The organism is Alteromonas sp. 4NH20-0104 (assembly GCF_057547795.1).
In genome coordinates, this window is the sequence record NZ_BAAJLP010000010.1 from 1 (window position 1) to 22,750 (window position 22,750).

Consider the following 22,750-nt stretch of genomic DNA (forward strand, 5'->3'; position numbering starts at 1 on the left):
AGGCTACGTTCAACTTCGATAGATTGCCTGGGAGACCCCGGATAACACCTTTCGGTGTTTCCGGGGTAAAAACAGGCTATGCCTGTTTTTACTTCTTGGTGTATGCCGCTATGATGACTATGGTTTGGCCGTTTACTTTGCCTTCGATATGCAAGGGGTTATTCGTCAGGCGAATGTTACGTACCGGGGTGCCGCGTTTAGCTGTGAAGTTCGCGCCTTTAACCGTGAGATCTTTAATCAGGTGAACTGAATCCCCGGCTTTAAGCACGTCACCATTGCTGTCCAGTGTTGGTTCACGATCGTCAATGCCGGCTTTGGCCCATTCCAGCGTATCGTCATCCAGGTACAGCATATCGAGCAAATCCTGGGCCCAGGTCTCGCTTTCAAGCTGTTTTAACATCCGCCATGAAACCACCTGTACTGCCGGTACCTGCGACCACATGGCATCATTTAAACAACGCCAGTGATTAACGTCGATTGCGCCGGCATCGTTTAACTGCGGCAAACAAGTGGAACAAACTGCTACGGCACAGTTATCAGAATCGTTGGGGGATTCAGGCACCATGTAAAGGCTCAATCCCTCACTGTTACCACATAACTCGCATGCCTCATTAGCGCGCTTAAATACTGTTTGTTCATTTGCCATTGTTTTAGCCCGAAAGTAAAAAACCGCGAGTATAGCACAGGCCCGCTATTTTATAATAAACAATACCTACATTTAACTTTGACTATCCTTGTGCTCAACCCAGATCAGTTTAGAGGTGTCAAAGCCCAGTGATTTGGCTTTTTTGATCAGTCCATCCAGCACTGTTTGCGGTAACTCGGGTGTCCGGGAAAGTATCCACAGATAAGTCTTGTCCGGCCCGGTTACCAGCGAATAATGGTAATTTTCTTTATCCAGTTCGGCCACCACATAACTGGCATAAAACGGGCCAAAAAACGAGACTTTTAAATGACCGGTTTGCTTATCCTCCACAAAATAAGCCTTGCCCTCGGCTTCGTTCCATTCACCCTCCTCGGCATTATACCCCCGGTTCAGTACGCGAATTCCGCCATCGTCACGCATGGAGTAGTTCGCCGTTATTTGCGAAAGCCCACGTTCGAAACTGTGATCAAAGCGGGCTATCTCATACCAGGTGCCCAGATAACGGTCGGCTTCAAATCCCTGTACAGGCTTCACCCCTTCAGGTACCGACGTGCAGCCCCAAATGAGCCACACTGACGAAAGGACAATTAAAAAACGTTGCATAGTCATTCCTTGTAATGAAAACGGTTGTCAGCCGTCAATACGGTGGTCAACTATGTTTGTATCACTTAAAGGTTTAAGATAGGGTGTGATCAACATAAAAAATCGTAAAACACTATGCTAAAAACACAATTTCCACATGCCTCCAAACTAATTTTCGGTTGTATGGGACTGGGCGGGAACTGGTCTCATCAACCCTATACTAAAGCGGATCTTAACCTTGCAACCCAAGCCATAGAGCAAGCGTTAGCCTCGAACATAACTGTTTTCGATCACGCCGACATTTACACTCACGGCAATGCAGAAAAGGTCTTTGCAGAAGTGCTTGGGAATCAGCCCGACTGGCGCGAGAATATGATTATTCAATCTAAGTGTGGGATCCGATTTGAAGATAACAGAGGACCAAAGCGGTATGACTTCTCACCAGAGTGGATCTCCGCATCGGTGGAAGGGATTCTAAGCAGGCTTAATATCGAGCATCTCGACGTGTTATTACTGCACCGTCCGGATCCACTGGCCGATTTACCCGCCGTGGCAGAGTGCCTGACTCGATTGCATCAGGAAGGTAAGTTTGGTTACCTGGGGGTTTCCAATATGCACTGGTATCAAATTGATGCTCTCAACAAACTTCTGCCATTCCCGGTCATTGCAAATCAGTTGGAAATGAGTCTGGGCTATCGTGACTGGGTCGAAGAAGGTATTTGTACCAACAGCCCGCACAACAGCCAAAATGGTTATACCGCTGGTACATTGGAATACTGTCAGCAGCAGGGAGTTCAGCTTCAGGCCTGGGCACCGCTGGCTCAGGGTAAGTATTCCGGAAACGGTGATGCCGCGTGCCCCACCAGCCAACGGGTTAACGAATTAGCTGCCAGCTACGGGGTGAGTCGTGAAGCAATTGTACTGGGCTGGTTAATGCGCCACCCTGCCGGTATTCAGCCGGTCATTGGTACCACCAACCCGGCTCGTATCGCGGCCTGTGCCGAAGCCGAATCACTCACGCTGTCTCGCGAACACTGGTACCAGTTGTTTGAGTCAGCCCGTGGACAGGAAGTGCCCTAGCCATGTTTAATGCCATCCATCATGTTGCCATTATTTGCAACGACTACCCCACATCAAAAACGTTTTACACGCAGGTGATGGGGTTTAACGTGGTTGCTGAAAACTACCGTGCTGAGCGTGATTCCTATAAATGCGATCTGGCATTAGCGGATGGCACTCAAATTGAGTTGTTCTCTTTTCCCGGAGCGCCGGCCAGGCCCAGTCGACCTGAAGCGCAAGGGCTTCGGCACCTTGCGTTTAAGGTCACGGATATTGATGCAGCGATTGCGCACCTGAATAGTCATCAGGTGGAGTGTGAGCCGGTACGGGTTGACCCCTATACCCAAAGTCGCTTCACTTTCTTTAACGATCCCGATGGCTTACCACTAGAGCTCTACGAAGTTTAGCTATCCAGTAACGCCAGGGCACCGAATAATCCCGAGCGGGTGCCTAAGCCTGGTAAACAAATGATATCGTCCAGGCCAACTCCCGCTGGCATCACAATGTAATCGTTGAGTCTGGCTGTGGTGACAGCGATCACTTTTTCAACCAGGCCATGCTTTTGCATCACACCGCCGCCTAAAATGATTTTTTCGGCACTCAGTGTAACCATCAGGTTATGGCACATATCCCCCAGCACTTCACTCAATCCGTCCCAGGCAGGATGGTCGTCAGTAAAAGTATGGGATGGCTGTGACCAGATTTTGCCCAAAGCAGTCCCTGAAGCCAGTCCTTCTACGCAGTTTTGATGGAAAGGACATACACCGGTAACCCCGGCCGGAGGCTGTACCAGCATATGGCCGATTTCCGGGTGTACCAGTCCGTGCAGCGGCTTGCCGTTAATCACCAAACCTCCGCCAACACCGGTGCCGACCGTAACATACACCGCTACCGCAGTGCCCTGCGCTGCGCCCCAGCGATACTCGCCAAGTGCCGCGCCATTCACGTCGGTATCGATGGTTATTTCACAATCGAGTTGCCTGGCCAGGTATCCGGCCAAATCGGTATCACTCCAGACGGGCTTCGGTGTTTTGGTAATATAGCCATAAGTAGCCGACGCCGGATTAAGATCAAGCGGCCCAAAACTGGCAATACCCATCCGATTAAACGCCAATCCCGCCTGACGCTGCTGCTGAAAAAAGTCTGCCGTTTTCGCCAATGTCTCTTCTGGCGTCGTGGTTGGAATGCGTATTTCCGCCACAATCTCGCGCTCTGCTGTAACCACAGCACAGTTAAATTTGGTACCACCGGCTTCGATCACCGCATAGTAAGGATCAGTTAACGCCATATGCTATTGCCTCAATGTTCTGGAGCCTGGTTTAATAACGCCGACAGTCTGCTGCGGGTTATCAATACGTCGGGTTCTGTTAATTCACAAGAGTATTTGCCTGTTTATAAGTTGTAGCACGGAGCTGACAATTCTCACGGCCACCATTTAACAAAAATTATACAAACAGAAAAACTTAATCATTTAACTTAATTTAAGAAAATAGTAACCAAATAAAGTTCTTATTGGTAACCAAGTACTTTTGATGGACATTTAGTTGTAAATTTCTTGATAAATTAACTTAATCGTTTAAGATTAAAGCTAGCAAAGCTTAGAATTGCTGTAAACAAATTTGTGAAACTTTTGTAAAACCATCTTTGAAGTTAAAGTTGGCCGGAGAATACTGATGAATTACGCGGCGTCGAGTGAACAATGCCTGAGCAGAATACTGGCAGGGTCAGACTTATCGTTTTTGTCACAGCGCGACTATAAACTCTTCACCCAGCGCCTGAACAGCCATTTTCACGAATTGTTTTCACGCTATATCGATGTCTACGGCCATCAGTATGATTGCTACTATCATTTGTCCCAGTTGGTTTTGTCACTGGCGCAGGGACTCAAAAACCGAAAAGCCGATCTCAAACGCCTGGATAAAGCCAGAAGCGACGGTGACGCGCTATGGTATAAGGAAGAAAATCAGGTGGGTATGGCTTGCTATGTCGACCTGATGGGGCCAACCCTTAAAGACCTGCAGGAAAAAATCCCCTATTTTAAGTCGCTGGGGCTCACTTACCTGCACCTCATGCCACTTTATGCTGCGCCCGAGGGTGACAGTGACGGTGGTTATGCGGTGTCTGATTATCGCAAGGTCAATCCCGTGCTTGGCAACATGAAAGAACTGGACGCCTTATCAAAGGCCCTGCGCGATGCCGGCATTAACCTGGTTCTGGATTTTGTGTTTAACCACACCGCCGACGAACACCGCTGGGCGGAAGCCGCCCTTGCCGGTGATAAACATTACCAGAATTACTATTACCTGTTTGATGACCGCACTATCCCGGATCAGTATGAGCAAAGCCTGAGAGAAATTTTCCCTCAGGTTCGACGAGGCAGTTTTACCTGGAACGAGTCGATGCAAAAGTGGGTATGGACCACCTTCAATAGTTTCCAGTGGGACCTGAATTACAGCAACCCGGCTGTGTTTAACGCCATTACCGAAGAAATGCTATTTCTGGCCAATATTGGCTGCGCAGCCTTACGTTTGGATGCTCTGGCCTTTATCTGGAAAGAAATGGGCACCAATTGTGAAAACCAGCCCAATGCCCACAAACTTATTCAGGCGTTTAATTGCTGCCTGCAAATTACGGCACCCGCGGTTGTGTTTAAATCTGAAGCCATCGTTCACCCTGATGAAGTGCTTAAGTACATTCATAAAGACGAATGTCAGATATCCTACAACCCGTTGCTGATGGCACTCATCTGGAACAGCCTGGCAACGCGTAAAACCCGGTTATTAACCAGCTCCATGCAAAAGAGCTTTGCCATTGAGCAGGACTGTACCTGGGTAAACTATGTGCGCTGCCACGATGATATAGGCTGGACATTCGATGATGCCGTGGCACATCAACTGGGTATTAACCCCTATGATCACCGATATTTCCTCAACCAGTTCTTTACTGGTCGGTTTGAGGGCTCATATGCCGATGGCGTGCCGTTTGCGGAAAACCCATCAAACGGCGATTGTCGCGTCTGCGGCTCACTGGCATCTTTATGTGGATTGGAAGGCGCGTTGCAGGCTAAAGATGAACAGGCCATTGAGACGGCTATTCGTCGGATAATGCTGGTACACGGTGTCATTATGAGTATTGGCGGGATCCCATTAATTTATTCTGGCGATGAGATGGGCTTGCTCAACGATTATAGCTACCGTGACGACCCGGCCAAAGCCCATGACGATCGCTGGGTCAACCGTATTGCAGTTACCCCGGAACATATTAACGGCATTGAAACGCCTGTCGAGTCAACTGATTCACTGCAGCGTCAGACGCAAAAAGTGATTTTCAGCGGCATTAAAAACCTTATCTCTCTGCGTAAGAATAATGCCGTTTTTGGCCACGCCCGTACACACATTTTGCAGACCAGCAATCAGCATTGCTTTGTCTATTGCCGGGTAGCCGATAATGGCCAGAAGTTACTGGTTTTATGTAACTTCTGTGAGCACCCACAAACACTTGAAGCCAGTGTACTTAGTGTTTTTGATGGTCAACCTGCAAAAGATTTGCTCAGCGACACCCGCATTGATTCACCGTCCGATATCCACTTATCCCCCTATCAGCAATGCTGGCTGCTTGGTTGAATAAAGCCTAAAGGAGGTGAGACAGTCGCCTCCTCAACTTCCGCCTGCTACCGCCCTTCCTCAAAAAAGTCACTATCAGCATATTAATTATCCGATTCGCAGGAGACTTCGCTGAGAGCTGCTATAATTAAAAAGTGTTGAGTTCTTCACATAATTGACCTCATTACTGAGATAATGAGGCGTGGGGTATCACTTATATACCCAGGACAAAAGAAACAGGGCAATCAGCTTTTGATTGTCAAAGAAGGGATCGCTGTTTCGGAAAACCAAGGAGCAAACGGAAAATGCTAAGTCAGGCCTATTTAGAATATCGCTGTCCTCGTTGTGGCTATATTAATGCTATAGCTAAAGAAGTGGTATTAGACATGTACAAAGAACAGTTCGACGCGTGTCATCACTGTCAGCAAAAACTGGAGATCATTGCCGCCAATGGCATTAACGATCAAATCAACCTGATAGTTTCAGAACAGGAAGATGGCGCTAAATAACCGACAGACATTAAAAAAGGGGATGCCGTTATGGTATCCCCTTTTTGCTAGCTGAGCAGTTAGCAATAACTACCCGCCAAAAAACTCCCGGCGCAACTGTGTGTCAGCCAGAAACTGCCCTCCCAGTGCCGATGTCTTGGTATAGGAAAGGCTATCGCGTATGCCTCTCGCCTTTACACAATAATGCGTGGCGTTAATCACCACCGCCACGTCTTCGGTACCGGTTAATGCCTGCAATGCCACCAGCACTTGCTGAGTAAGGCGTTCCTGCACCTGAGGGCGCTGAGCAAAGAAACCCACCAGACGATTAATTTTAGACAAACCAATCACGGTATCCTTAGGGATATAAGCCACCGTGGCAGTCCCATCGATGGTGACAAAATGGTGTTCACAGGTGCTGGTAAGGCTGATATCACTCACCTGTACCGGCTGCCCTACCTGCATTTTATTTTCAATCTGGGTTATTTTGGGAAACTTGCGATAATCCAACCCGGAGAAAATTTCATCGACATACATTTTAGCGATGCGCTCTGGCGTCTCAGACAGGCTGTCATCTGACAAATCGAGGCCAAGCGTTTCCATCACGTCCCGCATGGCGTGCTCTATCCGCTGGCGCTTCGCTTCGTCGCTCAGACCATTTTCCAGCATAGGCGTTTCCAGGCCTTTCTCCACCAGTGCTTCATGCACTAACAGCGCCTCTTTGGAAATTCCCAGTTTTACAGCATCGCGCACAACTACCGCTTCTTTTGCTAACATTCACTCATTCCGTAACAACGACTAACCCTGCTTATACTAGTGATACTGCAGATTAGGATTAAAATAACCTGTTAATTTGTTATTAAAACGATCTGCAATCCGTGTAAAGTCGTAATTAGTACCAAAATTATCGGAGGTATTTTTTGTCTTTACCTATACTCATTACCGGTGGAAGTCAGCGTCTCGGACTCGCTATTGCTCAGGACCTGCTTGCCAACGATCAACCGGTTATCATCACATACCGACGACATAAGCCGTCTGTTGACGCGCTTAAGAAAGCCGGTGCAATTGTGTTGGAGGCGGATTTTAGCACTCAGGCGGGTATTTCGCGAGCAATAGAGCAAATAAAACGCACAGCGCCGAAGTTAAGAGGAATCATCCATAACGCGTCAGACTGGGTACCTGAAAATCCGGAGTCTGCGCCCGGTGATCTGATGCATAATATGATGATGGTTCATTCCAACGCGCCCTATCAACTCAATCTGGCACTCAAGGCCGCTTTGCAATCCGACGACGGTACTCTGACCGACATTATTCACATGACTGATTATGTACAGGAAACCGGTAGTGAAAACCACATTGCCTATGCAGCCAGCAAAGCGGCTCTGCACAACCTGACGCTGTCGTTTGCCCGCGTTTATGCTCCCCAGGTAAAAGTTAACAGTATTGCCCCGTCGCTGGTGATGTTCAATGAAGATGACACACAGGAATACCGGGAAAAGGCGCTCAACAAAAACCTGCTCGGTATCGTTCCCGGCGCCCAGGAAGCAGTTAAAGCGGTTAATTACCTGCTCAATGCCGACTATGTAACCGGTCAGACACTCCATTTAAATGGCGGCAGAAACTTAAAATAACCCATATCAGCGACCTAAGTTGTTGGCCCGCCTGGGCTGGCAGCGTATAATCGCAGGGTCAAATACTTAATCAGGAAACACTGTGACCACCTCACTTATTCCAGAATGGAAAGCCAGCGAAGCCGTTATTCTGGCCTGGCCTCATCAGGATACTGACTGGGCGCCTTGGCTGGAGGATGCCCGTCAGACCTATCTGTCTATCATCCGTATTATTAATGCCAATCAGGCCGGCGTGTTGCTACTGTGTCGCGAAGAAGACCTGGATGATGTGGAGAGCCGACTGGCGTCCGACGCACGGGTAATGCTTATCAAAGCCGATTACAATGATACGTGGGCACGGGATTTTGCCTTTTTAAGCTGCGGCAGCCTGGATGCGCCCTTTCCGGTAGAGTTTACCTTTAATGGCTGGGGCAACAAATTTAATGCCAGTAAAGACAATCTGGTCAACCAACGTTACCTTGCGCCGTTATGTCGCGAAAAGCTGCGTACATCACCAATTGTTGCCGAAGGTGGCGCGCTGGAAATAGACGATAACAGTCATCTGCTGTCCACCGCATCCTGTCTGTATAATCCGGCCCGCAACGGTCAGATGAGCGCTGCCTCCTATCACGATGAATTTACCTCTTACCTTGGTTGTGCCCGGTTGTCGATTTTCGAGCATGGGCATCTTGAAGGTGATGACACCGATGGCCATATCGATACCCTGGTACGATTCACACCAACCAACGGGCTGGTGATTCAGGCGGCCGATAACCGTCCCGACGACAGTCACTACCCGGGCCTGGCCGCATTAGTGCAGGAATGTGCGAAGGCTCTGCCAGACCATTCTCGTTATTTACTGCCCTTACCGGCTATGTTTAACGATGATGGCGACAGATTGCCCGCCTCTTACGCCAACTATCTTATTTGTAATCATACGGTTTTATTACCGGTTTACGGTCAGCCAGAGGACAGCGAGGCGGTTGCCGTGATGCAGCAGGCATTCCCGCACCATGAAATCGTGCCAGTAAATTGTGCCACGCTGGTTCAGCAGTTTGGCAGCCTGCATTGCATTTCCATGCAGGTCCCCTGTAATACTTTGAAAACTGACGTCATCCACCAATTAAACTCAGGAGTGACCCGATATGTCTGAGCGCACCTTAAAAGTTGGGCTGGTTCAACAGTCTGTTGCGGATAACGACAAAGCCACCAACTGGAATAAAAGCGCTGCGAAAATTGCTGAACTGGCAGAACAAGGCGCTGAGCTGATCCTGCTTCAGGAGCTGCACAGTACGCTGTATTTTTGTCAGAACGAAGATACCGATGCCTTCGACCTCGCCGAACCTATCCCCGGCCCTGCCACGGCATTTTTTGGCGAAATTGCTGAACAGCACAACATTGTGCTGGTGACCTCACTGTTTGAAAAGCGGGGTTCGGGCCTGTATCACAATACCGCTGTGGTGTTCGATCGTAGCCGCGAGATTGCCGGTAAATACCGCAAGATGCACATTCCGGATGATCCCGGTTTTTATGAGAAGTTTTACTTTACACCCGGCGATATGGGGTTTGAGCCGATTCAAACCAGTGTCGGCAAGCTCGGTGTATTGGTATGCTGGGATCAGTGGTACCCGGAAGCCGCCCGCCTGATGGCCATGGCCGGCGCTGAGATTCTGTTTTACCCCACCGCTATCGGCTGGGATATGACCGACACCAGTGATGAGCGTAAACGTCAGCATGATGCCTGGCACACCATTCAACGTGCCCATGCCGTCGCCAACTCGGTGCCGGTGGTTGTAGCCAACCGCACCGGTTTTGAAAGCTCGCCCACTGAAGGCGATCCGGGCATTCAATTCTGGGGGCAGAGCTTTATAGCGGGCCCGCAGGGTGAAATTCTGGCTCAGGCCAGTAGCGACCAGGAAGAAACCTTACTGGTCGACATTGATATGACCCGCACCGAACAGGTTAAGCGTATCTGGCCTTACTTTCGCGACCGCCGCATTGATGCCTACGACGATCTGGTAAAACGCTGGCGCGATTAACAACTAGCTCCCGGCGGGCAGTGTGATTACGCGCTGCTCGCACAACATATAGCACTGACGTTGCAGCTTGGGCGCGAGTGCCGTTAGCACTTCATCATCGATCATTAAACCACCGGTATACTGACCAAGTGCAGGCATTAGCATCAGCTTATCGGTGGTCACCAGACTTTTACCCCGAAAACGCCGTTTTCCCGAAACAAACCCGGCTTTGGGATGAAAATGACCGACAATCTGCAAGCCACTGTCGCGCTCAGGAATATGCCGGCAATGAATGACTGTGCCATGTTGCGTAAGCAGCGGATAAGAGTCCCCCCGCTCCCCGGGAAGCGCTTCAGGCACCTGCGGATCATGGTTCCCCTCCAGCCATATCCATTCTTTTACACCTGCCACTAAAGCCTGCAATTGTTGTACATCTTCGGCTAAAAGTCGGTCAAATGCGCCGATATCATGGAAGCTATCGCCCAGACATATGACCCGCTCGGGTTGATAATTATCCAGCAGCGAAGCTATCGTCCTTAACGTGGCTCGGGAATCATAACGAGGCACCGGCGAGGCATACTGCGAAAGATAACTGCCTTTTTCAAAATGCAGGTCGGCCAGCAACAGGCTGTCCTGCTCAGGCCAGTAAACCGCAGCGCGGCTATCGAGCAGCCACAAACTACCGCCAAACCGTAAAGGCAAAACCTGCTTAGTGTCGATAAACTGTTGTAACTGCCCGGTAGACAACATAGTCAGTCGTCACCCGACAGCAAGGCCCTGACCTCATCGAGCATAGATTCCGCTTCCGCATAGAGCGCGGCCTGATCAAGCAGCGCCTGTTCGCCGGCGCCCTTCACCTGTTCGCTTCTGACATCCAGCACAATAGGAATAGCCATGGGGGAGACCTTGGGTAAATCAATAAACTGCGTTTTCCCAACAAATCGTATCAAAGTATCTGCCAGTCGCCGCAGATCGAGTAGTTCTCGCTCCGCATCGTCTCGCGCAACCTTAAGCAGAATATGATCGGGTTCGTATTCTCGCAGCGTATCGTAAATCAGATCAGTAGAAAAGGTGACCTGCTTCATGGTTTTGCGTGTGCTGTGATAGCGCTGTTCGGTCAGTCCGCTAACAATGGCAACCTGGCGAAACGAACGTTTAAGCATGGGGGCGTTCAGCATCCAGTCTTCCAGCTCATCGCCAAGAATGTCTGGCTGAAACAGGGTGGCAATATGGCTTTCATCGATGGGCTTGAGTGCGCAGACCGACAAACCATAATCCGTTACGCTGAAACTGAGCGGCTTCAGACCCAGCTTTTCCATTCGCCGGGTAAGCAACATCCCAAGTGTCTGGTTGGCCTTGCGCCCTTCAAAGGTGTAATACAACGAATAGAACGCACGACGATAGGGAAACTGCTCAATAAGCACTTTATCCTGCGCCGGTATGCGTGAAAAAGCCTGTTGCAGATTGAGCCACTCACGCACCTGTGCGGGTAGAGCCTGCCACTGCTCGGGCGCATTCAATAATGCCCGCACACCATCAGCCAGATACGTGGAAAGGGGTAACTGGCCACCCACATAACTCGGAATTTTCGGCTCTTTCCCCTTCGCTGGCCTGGCGTGTAACTGCATGTCCCGAATGGCTTCAAAACGCAGCATTTCGCCGGCAAATAAAAAAGTATCGCCCGGAGTGAGCTGCTGGGCAAAGTACTCTTCCACTTCGCCAATGATCTTCCCCTGATTGCCCCGGCGGATCCGCTTTACCTTGAGCTTACCCGCCTCAACAATGGTACCTATATTCTGCCGGTGCCGCTGAGTTACCCGCTGACTGGCCGGTTTAAACGTGCCATCGGGCTGTTGCGTTAAACGCTGATAGCGCTCATAGCCTTTGAGCGCATAACCGCCATCCACACTAAACTGCCACAACTGGTGGAACTCGTCCGGCGTTAGACCCTGATAAGGCGAGGCATTAAGAATTTGCTGATACACCATGTGTGGCGATACCGCTGCGGAACATGCACAGTTGATGATAAACTGCGGGATGATATCCATCGCACCGGGTTGCACCAACGCGCCATCACGTGCACCCTGATTAATTGCTTCAATGGCGGCCTGACACTCCAGCGCTTCAAACCGGTTTGCCGGAACTAATAGTGCTTCACTGGGCTCCTCAAACCGATGGTTCGCCCGGCCAATACGTTGCAACAGGCGACTAACCCCTTTCGGCGCCCCTACCTGAATCACCAGATCCACATCGCCCCAATCGATCCCCAGTTCCAGTGCCGATGTAGTCACAATGGCTCGCAGCTTACCGGCAGCCATCATTTCTTCGGTTTTACGACGCTGATCCTTACTCAGCGAGCCATGATAGAGCGCAATGGGCAACACCTGAGAGTTTTCAGACCATAACAACTGAAACAGCAGCTCTGCCTGCGCCCGCGTATTGACAAATACCAGCGTGGTATCTGCTTTAACAATGGCCTGGTAGATATCCCCAATGGCATACTTAGCCATAAAGCCACCAAAGGGCATTCGCTGCTCGGAGCGCAGAATATTAATCGCCGGCCTGGCGGTATCTTCCACCTCCAGCAAGGCGGCCGGTTCGCCGGTAGGCCCCAGCCAGTCAGCCACTAAAACCGGTTTAGCCACCGTCGCAGAGAGTCCAATACGCTTGTAACCAGGTGCTAAGTGCTGTAAACGGGCTAATGCCAGTGTGGTGAAATCACCACGTTTATTGCCAATTAAGCTATGAACTTCGTCGATAATCACCGTTTTTAATTTACCAAAAATTGCTGGCGCATCGGCGTAGGACAGCATTAGCATCAACGATTCAGGGGTGGTCAGAAGAATATGCGGAGGACGCCTGCGCTGACGTTGGCGCTTATGTGACGGCGTATCGCCAGTGCGCGTCTCGACAGTGACCGGCAAGTCCATTTCTTCTATGGGGCGGAGTAAATTACGATGAATATCCTGAGTTAACGCTTTAAGCGGCGAGATATAAAGTGTGTGCAAATACTCAGACGTTTCATGTTGAAGATCTACTAGTGACGGTAAAAACCCAGACAGCGTTTTACCGGCACCGGTAGGCGCAATAAGCAGGGTGGCCTGTTCTGCAACACCACGGTTGAGCATCTCTTGCTGGTAAGGTCTCAAAGACCAGCCTTGCTGGCTAAACCAGGCAACAAATTCAGCGGGTAAAGGCAAATTCAATGAAACGGTAAATCCGGTTGGTAGAATGGTAAGGATATACGTTTAGTAACACAAAGCGGTTTAATCGTGACCACAACATTCGCTATACTGGCCATTCACTTTTTCTGCTTACTCCTCTACATGAAACGATTTGCCGTACGACTTTGCTTAATAACCGGTATTGGCGGGCTCAGTGCCTGCAGTGAGGGTTCCCTGCCAACCATCGGCCGTACTCATGGCGACGTGCCTATGAGCCGTCTGATTACCTTCGATACGCAGCAGAAATGCTACCGTTTTTTAGAAAATGTATCTTTTGAAGCCCCGTTTGCTGACGGAATGGCGTATCAGCAAACCACTTGTCTGACAGAGGGGAAAAAAATCGGCCGTAAAACCATTGAAGAGGTAGCCAGTCTGCACGTTTCACTCACCTCTGATGGTGAATATTACATCGTTAAAGGCGGCTATTGAGCTTTTCTGATTAACCCTGCGTAAAAGAAGCCAAATGGCTTTATTAACGGAGTGTTTTTGCAAGCAGATAAGTGGTTACAACCGCGGGATAACGGCCTTTATTGCATTGCCGCTGATTACTACATCGATCCTACTTCTGAGGTTGCCAACGCCCTGATCACCCACGGTCACGCCGATCATGCCATGGGCGGGCACCACAACGTTGTGGCAACCGTCCCCACCATCGCGATTATGCAGACCCGCTATGGTGAGGAGATGGCACAAACAGTTCAGGCTCTGGACTATGGCGCCTCCATTAAACTGGGTGATCCCGACGACCCGGTCAGCTGCACATTTTATCCGGCTGGGCATATCCTGGGGTCGGCACAAATTCTGCTTAGCTATCGCGGCACACGGGTGGTGATTTCCGGCGACTATAAGCGCCAGCCCGACCCCACCTGCTCGCCCTTTGAAGCCATTGATTGCGACGTTTTTATTACCGAGGCAACCTTTGCCCTGCCGGTATTTAAGCATCCGCCCATTGAGCAGGAATGCGAAAAACTGCTGCACTCACTTGCCCTGTTTCCGGAGCGTTGTCATCTGGTCGGCGTGTATGCGCTGGGTAAATGTCAGCGCATGATCCTGGGGTTACGCTCACTGGGCTATCACCAGCCTATTTACCTGCATGGTGCCCAACGACGGCTCTGTGATCTGTATCAGGACCACGGTATCGACCTTGGACAGCTAACGGATGTGGCGGATGTGTCCGACAAGTCTGAACTGGCCGGCCAGATAGTGCTGGCTCCGCCCTCAGCGTTGAGTGACCGCTGGTCACGCTCGTTACCGGAGGTTCGCAAGGCTATGGCATCCGGCTGGATGCAGATTCGTGCTCGGGCTCATCAACGGCAGGTTGAGTTGCCTCTGGTGGTCTCTGATCACTGCGACTGGCAGGCACTGCTGACTACCATCAACGAAATCAATCCGGGCGAGGTGTGGATAACCCATGGCCGGGAGGACGCTTTGCTACATCAGCTTACGACTCAGGGCGTAAAAGCCCGGGCATTATCGCTGATTGGCTATGACGAGGACGCCACAGACTAATGGACGCTTTTTCTCAACTCCTGCAACAACTGTATTTTACCAGCAGTAATAATGAGAAGAGCCGTCTGCTTCGTTATTATCTGGCCAATACGGCCGACCCGGATCGTGGCTGGGCGATAGCAGCACTCGCCGGCACCTTAAAGTTTGAGTTTTTTAAACGTAATGCGGTAAAAAACCTGATGCTGGAACGGGTAGATCCTGACCTTTTTGCCATGAGTTATGATTACGTTGGTGAAATGAGCGAGACAGTCGCCCACTTATGGCCCGACACCACCAGTAACATTGAACTTCCGGGCCTGGCAGATCTCATTGACCAGTTTCGCCAGGCCAACCGTGAGCAGGTAAAAGCACTGCTGGTGCATTATTTATCCGGCATGACAGCAGAACAGCGCTGGTCGCTGCTTAAACTGGGGACTCGCGGCCTCAGGGTCGGATTATCGGCCCGCAGCGTTAAACGCATCCTGGCCGAATATGGCCAGGTGCCGGTAAGTGAAATTGAAACCCTGTGGCATGCCCTGTCTCCCCCCTACAGAGAACTCTTCGACTGGCTGGAAGGCCGGGCTGATAAGCCCGATATTACCGGAGCCGTCACTTTTCATCCGGTCATGTTGTCGCACCCGCTGCCAGATAATAGTGCGGAGCGGCTGACGGTTAGTGACTGGCAGGTTGAATACAAGTACGACGGCATTCGTGTCCAGTTAGTTGTCACAGAGCAGGGAAAAGCCCTTTACAGCCGAACCGGGGACGACATTAGCGAGTCTTTCCCGGATGTCCTCAGCGGCGTTGACGAATGCGGTGTTATTGATGGCGAGCTGTTGATTATTCATGACGGTGAAATTGATTCCTTCAATGCGCTGCAGCAACGGCTGAACCGCAAAAAACCCGCGAAGAAACTCATCACACAAAAACCGGCTGGCATGGTTGTGTATGACCTCCTCACCGACGGCAACCAGGACATTACTGCGCTTTCACTGACTGAGCGACGCCAACGCCTTGAATACTGGCTTTCCCGTGCTGAGGCCAGGCATCTGCAATTATCGCCTTTGCTGCCGGTGAGTAACAATAAACAGTTACAGCAAGCCTATACCGATGCGGCAGCGGATCCCGGCGTAGAGGGGTTGATGCTTAAGCGCAAGGACAGCAGTTACCAGCCAGGCCGCCCGTCCGGACAATGGTTTAAATGGAAACGTGAAGCGCAGCATCTTGATGCAGTTATCATGTACGCTCAGCGTGGTCATGGTAAACGCTCAAGCTTCTATTCCGACTTTACCTTTGGCGTATGGCATGACAACACCCTGTTACCCATCGGCAAAGCCTACTCGGGCTTTACCGATGAAGAGTTAAAAAAGCTCGATAACTGGGTGAGACGTAACGCAGTGGGCCGCTTCGGACCAGTGCGTGAAGTGAAAAAGGAGTTGGTAGTAGAAGTCGCCTTTGACGCTATCCATCCCTCCTCACGGCACAAATCCGGTGTTGCCCTGCGCTTTCCCCGCTTTCACCGGATCCGCTGGGATAAACCGGCCAGCGAGGCCGATACGCTAACGAACGCCAAAGCGCTGATCATCACTTAGCTTTGGCGCGGCAGAGTGGCACTTTCAGGTATCTTTGCTAGTTTGAATAAAGGATAAATGGTTTACCACTCAAACAGGCCTTCGAATGATCCACCAAGCAACCAGCCAAAATGGCTTTGAAACCGTTTTTCAAAATTCCCAGGACGGGCTGGCCATTTTCAAGCAGGGCGTATTTGTAGACTGTAACCCTTCGATGTTGCGCATGGTAGGCCTGTCCCATAAAGAAGAACTGGTAGGTAAAACCCCTTTCGACTTTTCGCCGGCCCGCCAGCCCGATGGACGAACCTCGGAAGAAAAAGGGCTGGAGTATATTAACCGTTGTTTTACTGAAGGCAGCGTGAGGTTCGAGTGGGTACACCAAACCGTTAACGCAGAGCCCTTCTGGGCCGAAGTGCTTATCACCAAGATGGTGGTAGAAGGTGAAGTGGTTATTTATACCAATTGGCGCGACATATCAGAAAAGAAGGGGCTGGAGCTTAAGCTCGCAGAACAAAAAGAGAGCTTTGAGACCTTATTTAATGACTCCGTAGACGGACTCTGCCTGTTAGAGAATGAGCGTTACACTGACTGCAACAGAGCCTTTTTAAACCTGTCGGTTTTACCCGAAAAGAACAGGTTATAGGCCTCCACCCAGCCGATATTTCCTCTGCTATTCAAGCCGATGGCAAACCGCTTAGCGAGTCGGTACCGGCCAGACTAAAAGAAGCAGAAGATAACGAAAGTGTCAGATTCGAATGGAAACACAAGCGGGTAGACGATTCAGAGTTCTGGGCCGAAGTGCTGATAACCACCACGATTTTGAATGGTAAGAAAGTCCGTTACATTAGTACCCGTGACATTTCCGAGAAAAAAGAACTCGAAATAAAGCTGTCGCAACAAAAAGAGAGTTTTGAAACCCTGTTTAATGAATCCGTTGACGGCTTGTGCTGGCTGGAGGGCGATCGATACATCGACTGTAATAAAGCCTTTCTGACACTCTTCGGTTTCGAGTCGAAAGAGCAGGTAATTGGTCTCACTCCACTCGATCTCTCCGTTGAGTTCCAGGAGCAGGGCGTACCGTCCAAAGACCTCGTCCCCCTTCGACTTGGCGCAACCGACAGCCAGGAAAGTGTCAGATTTGAATGGCAACACAAAAAAGTCGACGGCACAAAATTCTGGGCAGAAATCATTTTAAGTCGAATCATGCTCAATGGCAGACACGTGCGCTACGCCATCACTCGTGATATCTCGGAAAAAAGAGAGTTAGCCATGAAGTTACAGGAACGTAACCACGCTCTGAACGCCTCTAATGCCGAGCTTGAGCAAATGCTGGTAAGTTTAAAAGAGGCTCAGGAAAAACTCATCGAGTCAGAAAAAATGGCCAGCCTGGGTTCTCTGGTAGCCGGTGTTGCCCACGAAATCAATACACCGGTAGGCGTCGGCCTGATGGGCATAACACAGTTTAAAGAAGACATCGATGCGGTTACCAAACGATACAACAACCGTGAGCTAACCCCGGACGATTTTGAAGATTTCCTGACCGATGCCAACGAGCTTTGTGAATTGGTCAGAGCAAACCTGGATCGAACGGCGCAATTAGTAAAAGGCTTCAAGCAGATTGCCGTTGACCAAACCAGTGAGGAAGACAGAGAGGTCAACCTTTACCACTACATTTCAGAGGTTGTGGCCAGCTTAAATTCGGTGTTAAAAAAATCGCAGGCTAGCGTTACTTTCACCTGCCCGGATAATATTCTGGTGATCATGAACCCGGGGCTACTCTATCAGGTACTGAGTAACCTGATTATGAATTCGATAAACCACGGCTTCAGAGACAAGCCTGAAGGACATATTCTGATTGATGTCGAGGATACCAGTGATACGCTGTTCTCACTTAATTATCGCGATAATGGCTCAGGCATCAGCGCCGAGCACCTGCCACAAATTTTTAATCCTTTTTTTACCACCAACCGCGCAAATGGTGGTACTGGACTGGGCTTAAATGTGACCTACAATATCATTACCAGTGCCCTGGGCGGTTCAATAGAATGTCGCAGCGATTGCGGGGAAGGCGTGGAATTTATGATTACATTTCAGGCTAAGCGCCGGCTTAAGCACAAGCAAAAATAGCCACAAAGCCCCTGCAGAGAAGGGGCCTGTTGATTGGCATTACGCTTTGGCGCTTGGTCGCTCACTCACCTGCTCATACCAGCGTTGCAAATGGGTGTGCTGTTCGCCGATACGAATTTTTACCACCCGGGCAAAGTCGATGGCGCACAGGGCAATGATATCTGCTATCGAAAATTGCTCTCCTCCAATGTAGGGGCTTTCCGCCAGATGCGTATCCAGCACGTCCAAAAACTTTATCGCGTCTTTTCCTGCCACCACGCCATAATCGGCAACGGGTGTCATACGATCACTAAAGTAGCCAGTTGTATGCTGGAAACAGTGAACGACCGGCAGCATCAGACACAAATCCACCCGTCGTTGCCACATGGCGACCAGCCCTTTTTCAAGAGCAGTCTTTCCGAGCAGGGGCGGATTAGGATAAGCCGCCTCAATGTAGGCGCAAATTGCATCACTTTCGCTGATGCAGGTCCCATCATCGAGTTCCAGAATGGGCAACTTCCCCATTGGATTTTTACTCAGCATTTCTGGCGTGAGGTTCTGACCGCCCTTTAAATCAACCTGTATGTATTGTGCACTAACGCCTTTTTCAGCAAGAAACATTCTTACCCGGCGAGGATTGGGTGCAGTTTGCGTATCGTAAATTTTCATCGCAAGCTCCTGATCGGTGAGGAAGGATCAGACTAATGGATTTCGTGGCCAAATCAACTCTCAATTCTGTTCAGTTCCCTGAACAGCCTGATAATCGGCCGGACCTTACGGGCTAAAACAGCCCATAAGACAGGTGAAGTAACGACTACTGAACCGTCAACATCGTAGAGTTGCCAGTCCAGTACAGCAGAATTACCTGCATTGCGTCAGTCAGACTCAGGTAATCACAAGGTTTGGTCATATAGGTATTGCAGCCTAAATCGTAACAGTCTTTGACATCCACATCGGTATCTGACGTGGAGAACATGATAACCGGGATGTGTTTCAGAGCGGTATTTTCACGGATCGCCGTTAAGACTTCCCGGCCGCCCATTCTCGGCATGTTCAAATCAAGCAGGATGAATGAAGGCAGCGGACCAGCCGGTGATAACTGCTCCATCAGATCAACACCATCGACGGCGGTTCTGATCTGGTTCTGTAGTAAATTACTGTCGATTAAAGCATCGGTAATCAGTTCGCGGTCGTCTTCATCATCATCAACAATGAAGATAAAGTTTAACTCACTGATCTTTTTTTGGTTAATTTCTAAATTATTCATAGCTCGTACATTATAACATTTTATCTTAACAACCTCACTGACGGCTTATTTCACCGGTAGTTGCATGTAAAAAACGCTACCTTCGTTCTCGCGGCCTTCGGCCCAGATACTTCCGTTGTGTTTTTCTACAATTTTTCTACAAATTGCGAGGCCCATTCCTGTTCCTTCGAACTCACTCTTGCCATGCAAGCGTTCAAATAGATTGAAAATTCTCGTGGCATACTGATTATCAAAACCAATGCCATTATCCCTGAAAGCCAGGGTTATATGCTCCTCTGTTCGCTCCACCACCGTTATTTCGATAACAGGGTGTCGCTCTGTGGCGACAAATTTAAGCGAGTTTTGCAGTAAATTCTGGAAAACCCGCATTATATGACCTTTATCAGCAAGAATGTTGCCAATGTCTGCCACTCTGATATCGGCCTGTTTATCATTTACCAGCAATGAAATATCGTCGAGCACAGTTTGCAAAGCACTGTTGGCATTGATGACCCTGAATTTCATGGCATCGCTGCTTAGCAGTGAAAAGCTCAGGGTATTTTTAATCAATGTCTGCATACGCTCTGCTGATGACCGCATCCGTTTCAAATAAGACTGGTTCTTTTCTGAGAAAGTGTCACCAGAACGCTGAATTCGGTCACCGAAAGTCTGAATTTTTCGCAGCGGCTCCTGCAGATCATGGGAGGCGATAAATGCAAAGCGCTCCAATTCACGGTTTGATGTTTCCGCATTCTCCAATGCTTCCAGCAAATGTAACTCTGCCGTTTTACGTTGTTTGATTTCCTGGTTGAGCTCGGCAGTGCGGTATGTCACCAACTCTTCGAGCATGTTATTCATTTTGAGTACTTTCTCAGACTCAATAATGATTTTACTCTGGATCATACTGCGCAACTTCAATGCACCTTCCAGCTCCGCCTCCTGCCAGGGCGCAGACTTCTTATATACATTTTGTTTCCACAGTTCGAAAGAACTTCTGGGCATTAAGCGATGACTGCCGTCATCGGTAAATTCGATGACTTTCTCGGGTTTACCGCCCCAGTTTTTTGCCTGAATAATCTCTTTACGAAACCACAGAATATATAAACTGTTATCAGCCGAAAGTGACACCATCATGACACCACTGGCAATATCAGCAAGGTGAGCAAAGTGCGGATTATCAATTCCCAGTTGGTGGGTGAAGTATGCTTCTTCCGGCTCTGTCATTTGCACAGCCAGCCACTCATGCAACTGCTCTATAGTGGCCGGATCTGGCACATCCCCGCTGGTGTGCACCGAACCGTCAAGACACCAGACCGCCCCCGTAGCATCCACCAGCGACAACAACTGCTCAGCTTTAATCTGCAGCGCATCCTGATAGTCCTGTTGTTCGGCCATGGCCGCTGAAATTTGCCCCAGCATCGCTAGCTGACGGGCATTACGCTGGGTGTCTTCTTCCTGAATTTTGACGGCAATGAGTTGTGACAACATGACCGAGATATACTGGGCAATTTCGCGTATTTCAAAGGGAACGAAATTGCTGGAATAATGATGACAGGCAATCAGCCCCCACAACTTGCCATTGATAATAATACTGATAGACATCGAGGCCTTAACGCCCATATTGCGTAAATACTGAATATGGATCGGTGAGACGCTTCGTAATGAACAGTAACTTAAATCAACATGGGGAGTGGCCGGATACAACCTGGCGACGGCCCCATCCACATCGCACAATAGTCGAATGGGATTCTTGATATAGAGTTCACGGGCTTGCTTGGGGATGTCAGACTCAGGGAAATGCTGTTTTAAAAACGCATTCAGGTGAGGCTCTTTCGCCTCGGCTATTACCTCACCATTATATTCATGGTCGAACTGGTAGAGCATCACGCGATCGAAACCAGAGAAGCGTTTTACCTCTTCCACAACGCTCTGATAAATTAAATCCAGTTTGTGAACGCCCATCAATGACTGCACGGAATTCTTGAGCATTTTGAGCACAGATTCATAAGCTTTGTCATTCACTTTAGAATCCGGCTCCAGCGCAATCAGGAGCACCGAGCCATTATAAGTAGCAATGGCTGACATCCTGTGGCTTTGCCCGTTAGAATGCTTAAGCGCAATCGACGTAGGGTTGAAAAGTTGTAAGGTTTCAGTGTGCCAGTGCTGGTTGATAATAGCGCAATACTCATCGTCAACCAGCTCATCCAACCCTTTACCAATACACTCATCCAGCGCCACACCACACACGTCAGTGATATTTTCACTAACACAGGATAACGTCATGGTAGCCGGGTCAACGACCAGCAAATAGCCATGAGGCTGGATAGAACCAGGGATATGAATGGGTTCTTCGTGGCAGTTATCCAGGGTTACTTCAAATTGATTAGTCAACCTGAACTCCTTTCATGAGGTCATTCATATTCGAAAATGACTGGTTGGCCCCTTGGATGACTTGCTCTTCACTGCCAGGGGTTGAGGCAACAAATTGCTGCAGGGCTGACTGAAACGCCCGCCACATTGCGGGCGTCTTCCGTCCGTAACTGTGAAAGAACCGCAACCCCTGCTCCGCGTCGAAACAGGGTTCGTGGCGCAGCTTATCAAGAATATGAGCGCCGCCCAGTGTCGCCCCCTCAAAGACATACAAAAAGCCCCAGGCCTGCGCCTCATTAACCGGCAGTTTAGTTGTCAGTGCATAATCCAACGGCTGTTCTTTGCGGTGTTGTTCACTACCGTCTTCCAGGTAATCGATATCACTGTTTAACCAGCTGATTTTGGAACGCTCTCTAATCATCACAGCGGTACTGTTAAATTCTGAAAGGCTGGCTTCAATTTGTGCATAATAATCGCGATGGCGACTGAGCATACGCTTATAGGCTTGTAGATCGATAGGCGTAGTAAAGAGAAGATCACTCATTACAGCTTCAATTTGACAGTGTGCGTCCCGGGTTTCTCGCCGCAGTCGCATAGCGATGTCGGGTTTTGCTACCTTGCAAGCAATTACGTTATCCGTCATGGTTCACTCTGGTTTAAAATAACTGATCCCGATGAAAAGACTGGGAAATGCAATCAATATACGCACCTCTGTTTTTTGTCAACAGAATCCTGCGAAT

General features: G+C 49.6%; 22 protein-coding genes. 12 read left to right on the top strand and 10 right to left on the bottom strand.

Features of this window, described 5'->3' with window-relative positions; all coding sequences use genetic code 11:
• Nucleotides 1-88: 88 nt before the first annotated feature.
• Nucleotides 89-646 carry a PhnA domain-containing protein gene (locus AC27IB_RS08920; protein ID WP_296053766.1) on the bottom strand — a complete coding sequence of 186 codons (558 nt, stop codon included), beginning with the start codon at nucleotides 644-646 and terminating at the stop codon, nucleotides 89-91.
• 72 nt (nucleotides 647-718) lie between these two features.
• Complete coding sequence (locus AC27IB_RS08925; RefSeq protein ID WP_487120404.1) at nucleotides 719-1,249, bottom strand: lipocalin family protein; 531 nt, start codon at nucleotides 1,247-1,249, stop codon at nucleotides 719-721.
• A gap of 114 nt (nucleotides 1,250-1,363) precedes the next feature.
• On the opposite strand from AC27IB_RS08925, the gene AC27IB_RS08930 reads away from it, so the two are divergent.
• The gene (locus tag AC27IB_RS08930; RefSeq protein ID WP_296053769.1) at nucleotides 1,364-2,308 is read left to right on the top strand and encodes an aldo/keto reductase; all 945 of its coding nucleotides are present in this window, start codon (nucleotides 1,364-1,366) and stop codon (nucleotides 2,306-2,308) included.
• A gap of 2 nt (nucleotides 2,309-2,310) precedes the next feature.
• On the top strand, nucleotides 2,311-2,694 hold the full coding sequence (gloA2, locus tag AC27IB_RS08935; protein WP_296053770.1) for an SMU1112c/YaeR family gloxylase I-like metalloprotein: 384 nt from the start codon (nucleotides 2,311-2,313) through the stop codon (nucleotides 2,692-2,694).
• Here gloA2 and AC27IB_RS08940 read toward each other — a convergent pair.
• Complete coding sequence (locus AC27IB_RS08940; RefSeq protein WP_487120406.1) at nucleotides 2,691-3,575, bottom strand: ROK family protein; 885 nt, start codon at nucleotides 3,573-3,575, stop codon at nucleotides 2,691-2,693. The genes gloA2 and AC27IB_RS08940 overlap by 4 nt on opposite strands.
• 385 nt (nucleotides 3,576-3,960) lie before the next feature.
• On the opposite strand from AC27IB_RS08940, the gene AC27IB_RS08945 reads away from it, so the two are divergent.
• Together AC27IB_RS08945 and AC27IB_RS08950 are read left to right on the top strand one after the other, a co-directional pair.
• Entirely contained in the window at nucleotides 3,961-5,910 is a 1,950-nt protein-coding gene (locus tag AC27IB_RS08945) for an alpha-amylase family protein (protein WP_296051260.1), read from the top strand.
• 284 nt (nucleotides 5,911-6,194) lie between these two features.
• Nucleotides 6,195-6,398, top strand: a complete 204-nt coding sequence (locus tag AC27IB_RS08950) for a hypothetical protein (RefSeq protein WP_296051263.1) — start codon at nucleotides 6,195-6,197, stop codon at nucleotides 6,396-6,398.
• A gap of 69 nt (nucleotides 6,399-6,467) precedes the next feature.
• On the opposite strand, the gene folE is transcribed toward AC27IB_RS08950, so the two are convergent.
• The gene (gene folE, locus AC27IB_RS08955) at nucleotides 6,468-7,154 is read right to left on the bottom strand and encodes a GTP cyclohydrolase I FolE (RefSeq protein ID WP_296051266.1); all 687 of its coding nucleotides are present in this window, start codon (nucleotides 7,152-7,154) and stop codon (nucleotides 6,468-6,470) included.
• A 143-nt stretch (nucleotides 7,155-7,297) separates the two neighbouring features.
• On the opposite strand from folE, the gene folM reads away from it, so the two are divergent.
• The 3 genes from folM (at nucleotide 7,298) to AC27IB_RS08970 (ending at nucleotide 10,026) form a co-directional block, all read left to right on the top strand.
• Nucleotides 7,298-8,008: a dihydromonapterin reductase gene (gene folM, locus AC27IB_RS08960; RefSeq protein ID WP_487120409.1), complete on the top strand. Its 711-nt coding sequence runs from the start codon at nucleotides 7,298-7,300 to the stop codon at nucleotides 8,006-8,008.
• 82 nt (nucleotides 8,009-8,090) lie between these two features.
• Complete coding sequence (locus tag AC27IB_RS08965) at nucleotides 8,091-9,140, top strand: agmatine deiminase family protein (RefSeq protein WP_487120411.1); 1,050 nt, start codon at nucleotides 8,091-8,093, stop codon at nucleotides 9,138-9,140.
• The gene (locus AC27IB_RS08970) at nucleotides 9,133-10,026 is read left to right on the top strand and encodes a carbon-nitrogen hydrolase (protein ID WP_487120413.1); all 894 of its coding nucleotides are present in this window, start codon (nucleotides 9,133-9,135) and stop codon (nucleotides 10,024-10,026) included. Before AC27IB_RS08965 ends, AC27IB_RS08970 begins: the two co-directional genes overlap by 8 nt.
• Before the next feature lie 3 nt (nucleotides 10,027-10,029).
• On the opposite strand, the gene pdeM is transcribed toward AC27IB_RS08970, so the two are convergent.
• Together pdeM and AC27IB_RS08980 are read right to left on the bottom strand one after the other, a co-directional pair.
• A complete protein-coding gene (gene pdeM / locus AC27IB_RS08975; protein WP_487120415.1) occupies nucleotides 10,030-10,755 on the bottom strand; it encodes a ligase-associated DNA damage response endonuclease PdeM in 726 nt (241 codons plus the stop codon).
• A 2-nt stretch (nucleotides 10,756-10,757) separates the two neighbouring features.
• On the bottom strand, nucleotides 10,758-13,211 hold the full coding sequence (locus tag AC27IB_RS08980) for a ligase-associated DNA damage response DEXH box helicase (protein WP_296051276.1): 2,454 nt from the start codon (nucleotides 13,209-13,211) through the stop codon (nucleotides 10,758-10,760).
• A gap of 66 nt (nucleotides 13,212-13,277) precedes the next feature.
• Here AC27IB_RS08980 and AC27IB_RS08985 point away from each other — a divergent pair, with 66 nt between their 5' ends.
• From AC27IB_RS08985 to AC27IB_RS09005, 5 genes are all read left to right on the top strand, one after another.
• A complete protein-coding gene (locus tag AC27IB_RS08985; RefSeq protein WP_296051279.1) occupies nucleotides 13,278-13,658 on the top strand; it encodes a hypothetical protein in 381 nt (126 codons plus the stop codon).
• A 57-nt stretch (nucleotides 13,659-13,715) separates the two neighbouring features.
• A complete protein-coding gene (locus AC27IB_RS08990) occupies nucleotides 13,716-14,738 on the top strand; it encodes a ligase-associated DNA damage response exonuclease (RefSeq protein WP_296051282.1) in 1,023 nt (340 codons plus the stop codon).
• The gene (locus tag AC27IB_RS08995; RefSeq protein ID WP_296051285.1) at nucleotides 14,738-16,309 is read left to right on the top strand and encodes a cisplatin damage response ATP-dependent DNA ligase; all 1,572 of its coding nucleotides are present in this window, start codon (nucleotides 14,738-14,740) and stop codon (nucleotides 16,307-16,309) included. Before AC27IB_RS08990 ends, AC27IB_RS08995 begins: the two co-directional genes overlap by 1 nt.
• 85 nt (nucleotides 16,310-16,394) lie before the next feature.
• Nucleotides 16,395-16,931, top strand: a complete 537-nt coding sequence (locus AC27IB_RS09000) for a PAS domain-containing protein (RefSeq protein ID WP_487120418.1) — start codon at nucleotides 16,395-16,397, stop codon at nucleotides 16,929-16,931.
• A 29-nt stretch (nucleotides 16,932-16,960) separates the two neighbouring features.
• Nucleotides 16,961-18,415 carry a sensor histidine kinase gene (locus AC27IB_RS09005; protein ID WP_487120539.1) on the top strand — a complete coding sequence of 485 codons (1,455 nt, stop codon included), beginning with the start codon at nucleotides 16,961-16,963 and terminating at the stop codon, nucleotides 18,413-18,415.
• A 39-nt stretch (nucleotides 18,416-18,454) separates the two neighbouring features.
• On the opposite strand, the gene AC27IB_RS09010 is transcribed toward AC27IB_RS09005, so the two are convergent.
• The 4 genes from AC27IB_RS09010 to AC27IB_RS09025 form a co-directional block, all read right to left on the bottom strand.
• Nucleotides 18,455-19,063, bottom strand: coding sequence for a glutathione S-transferase family protein (locus AC27IB_RS09010; protein WP_296051290.1), 609 nt, complete (start codon nucleotides 19,061-19,063; stop codon nucleotides 18,455-18,457).
• Nucleotides 19,064-19,208: 145 nt separating this feature from the next.
• Nucleotides 19,209-19,661 (bottom strand): response regulator, encoded by a 453-nt coding sequence (locus tag AC27IB_RS09015; protein ID WP_487120420.1) that lies wholly within the window; start codon nucleotides 19,659-19,661, stop codon nucleotides 19,209-19,211.
• Between the two features lie 45 nt (nucleotides 19,662-19,706).
• On the bottom strand, nucleotides 19,707-22,031 hold the full coding sequence (locus AC27IB_RS09020) for an ATP-binding protein (protein WP_487120421.1): 2,325 nt from the start codon (nucleotides 22,029-22,031) through the stop codon (nucleotides 19,707-19,709).
• Nucleotides 22,024-22,653, bottom strand: coding sequence for a biliverdin-producing heme oxygenase (locus tag AC27IB_RS09025; RefSeq protein WP_296052820.1), 630 nt, complete (start codon nucleotides 22,651-22,653; stop codon nucleotides 22,024-22,026). The genes AC27IB_RS09020 and AC27IB_RS09025 overlap by 8 nt, the downstream gene beginning before the upstream one ends.
• Nucleotides 22,654-22,750: the final 97 nt, after the last annotated feature.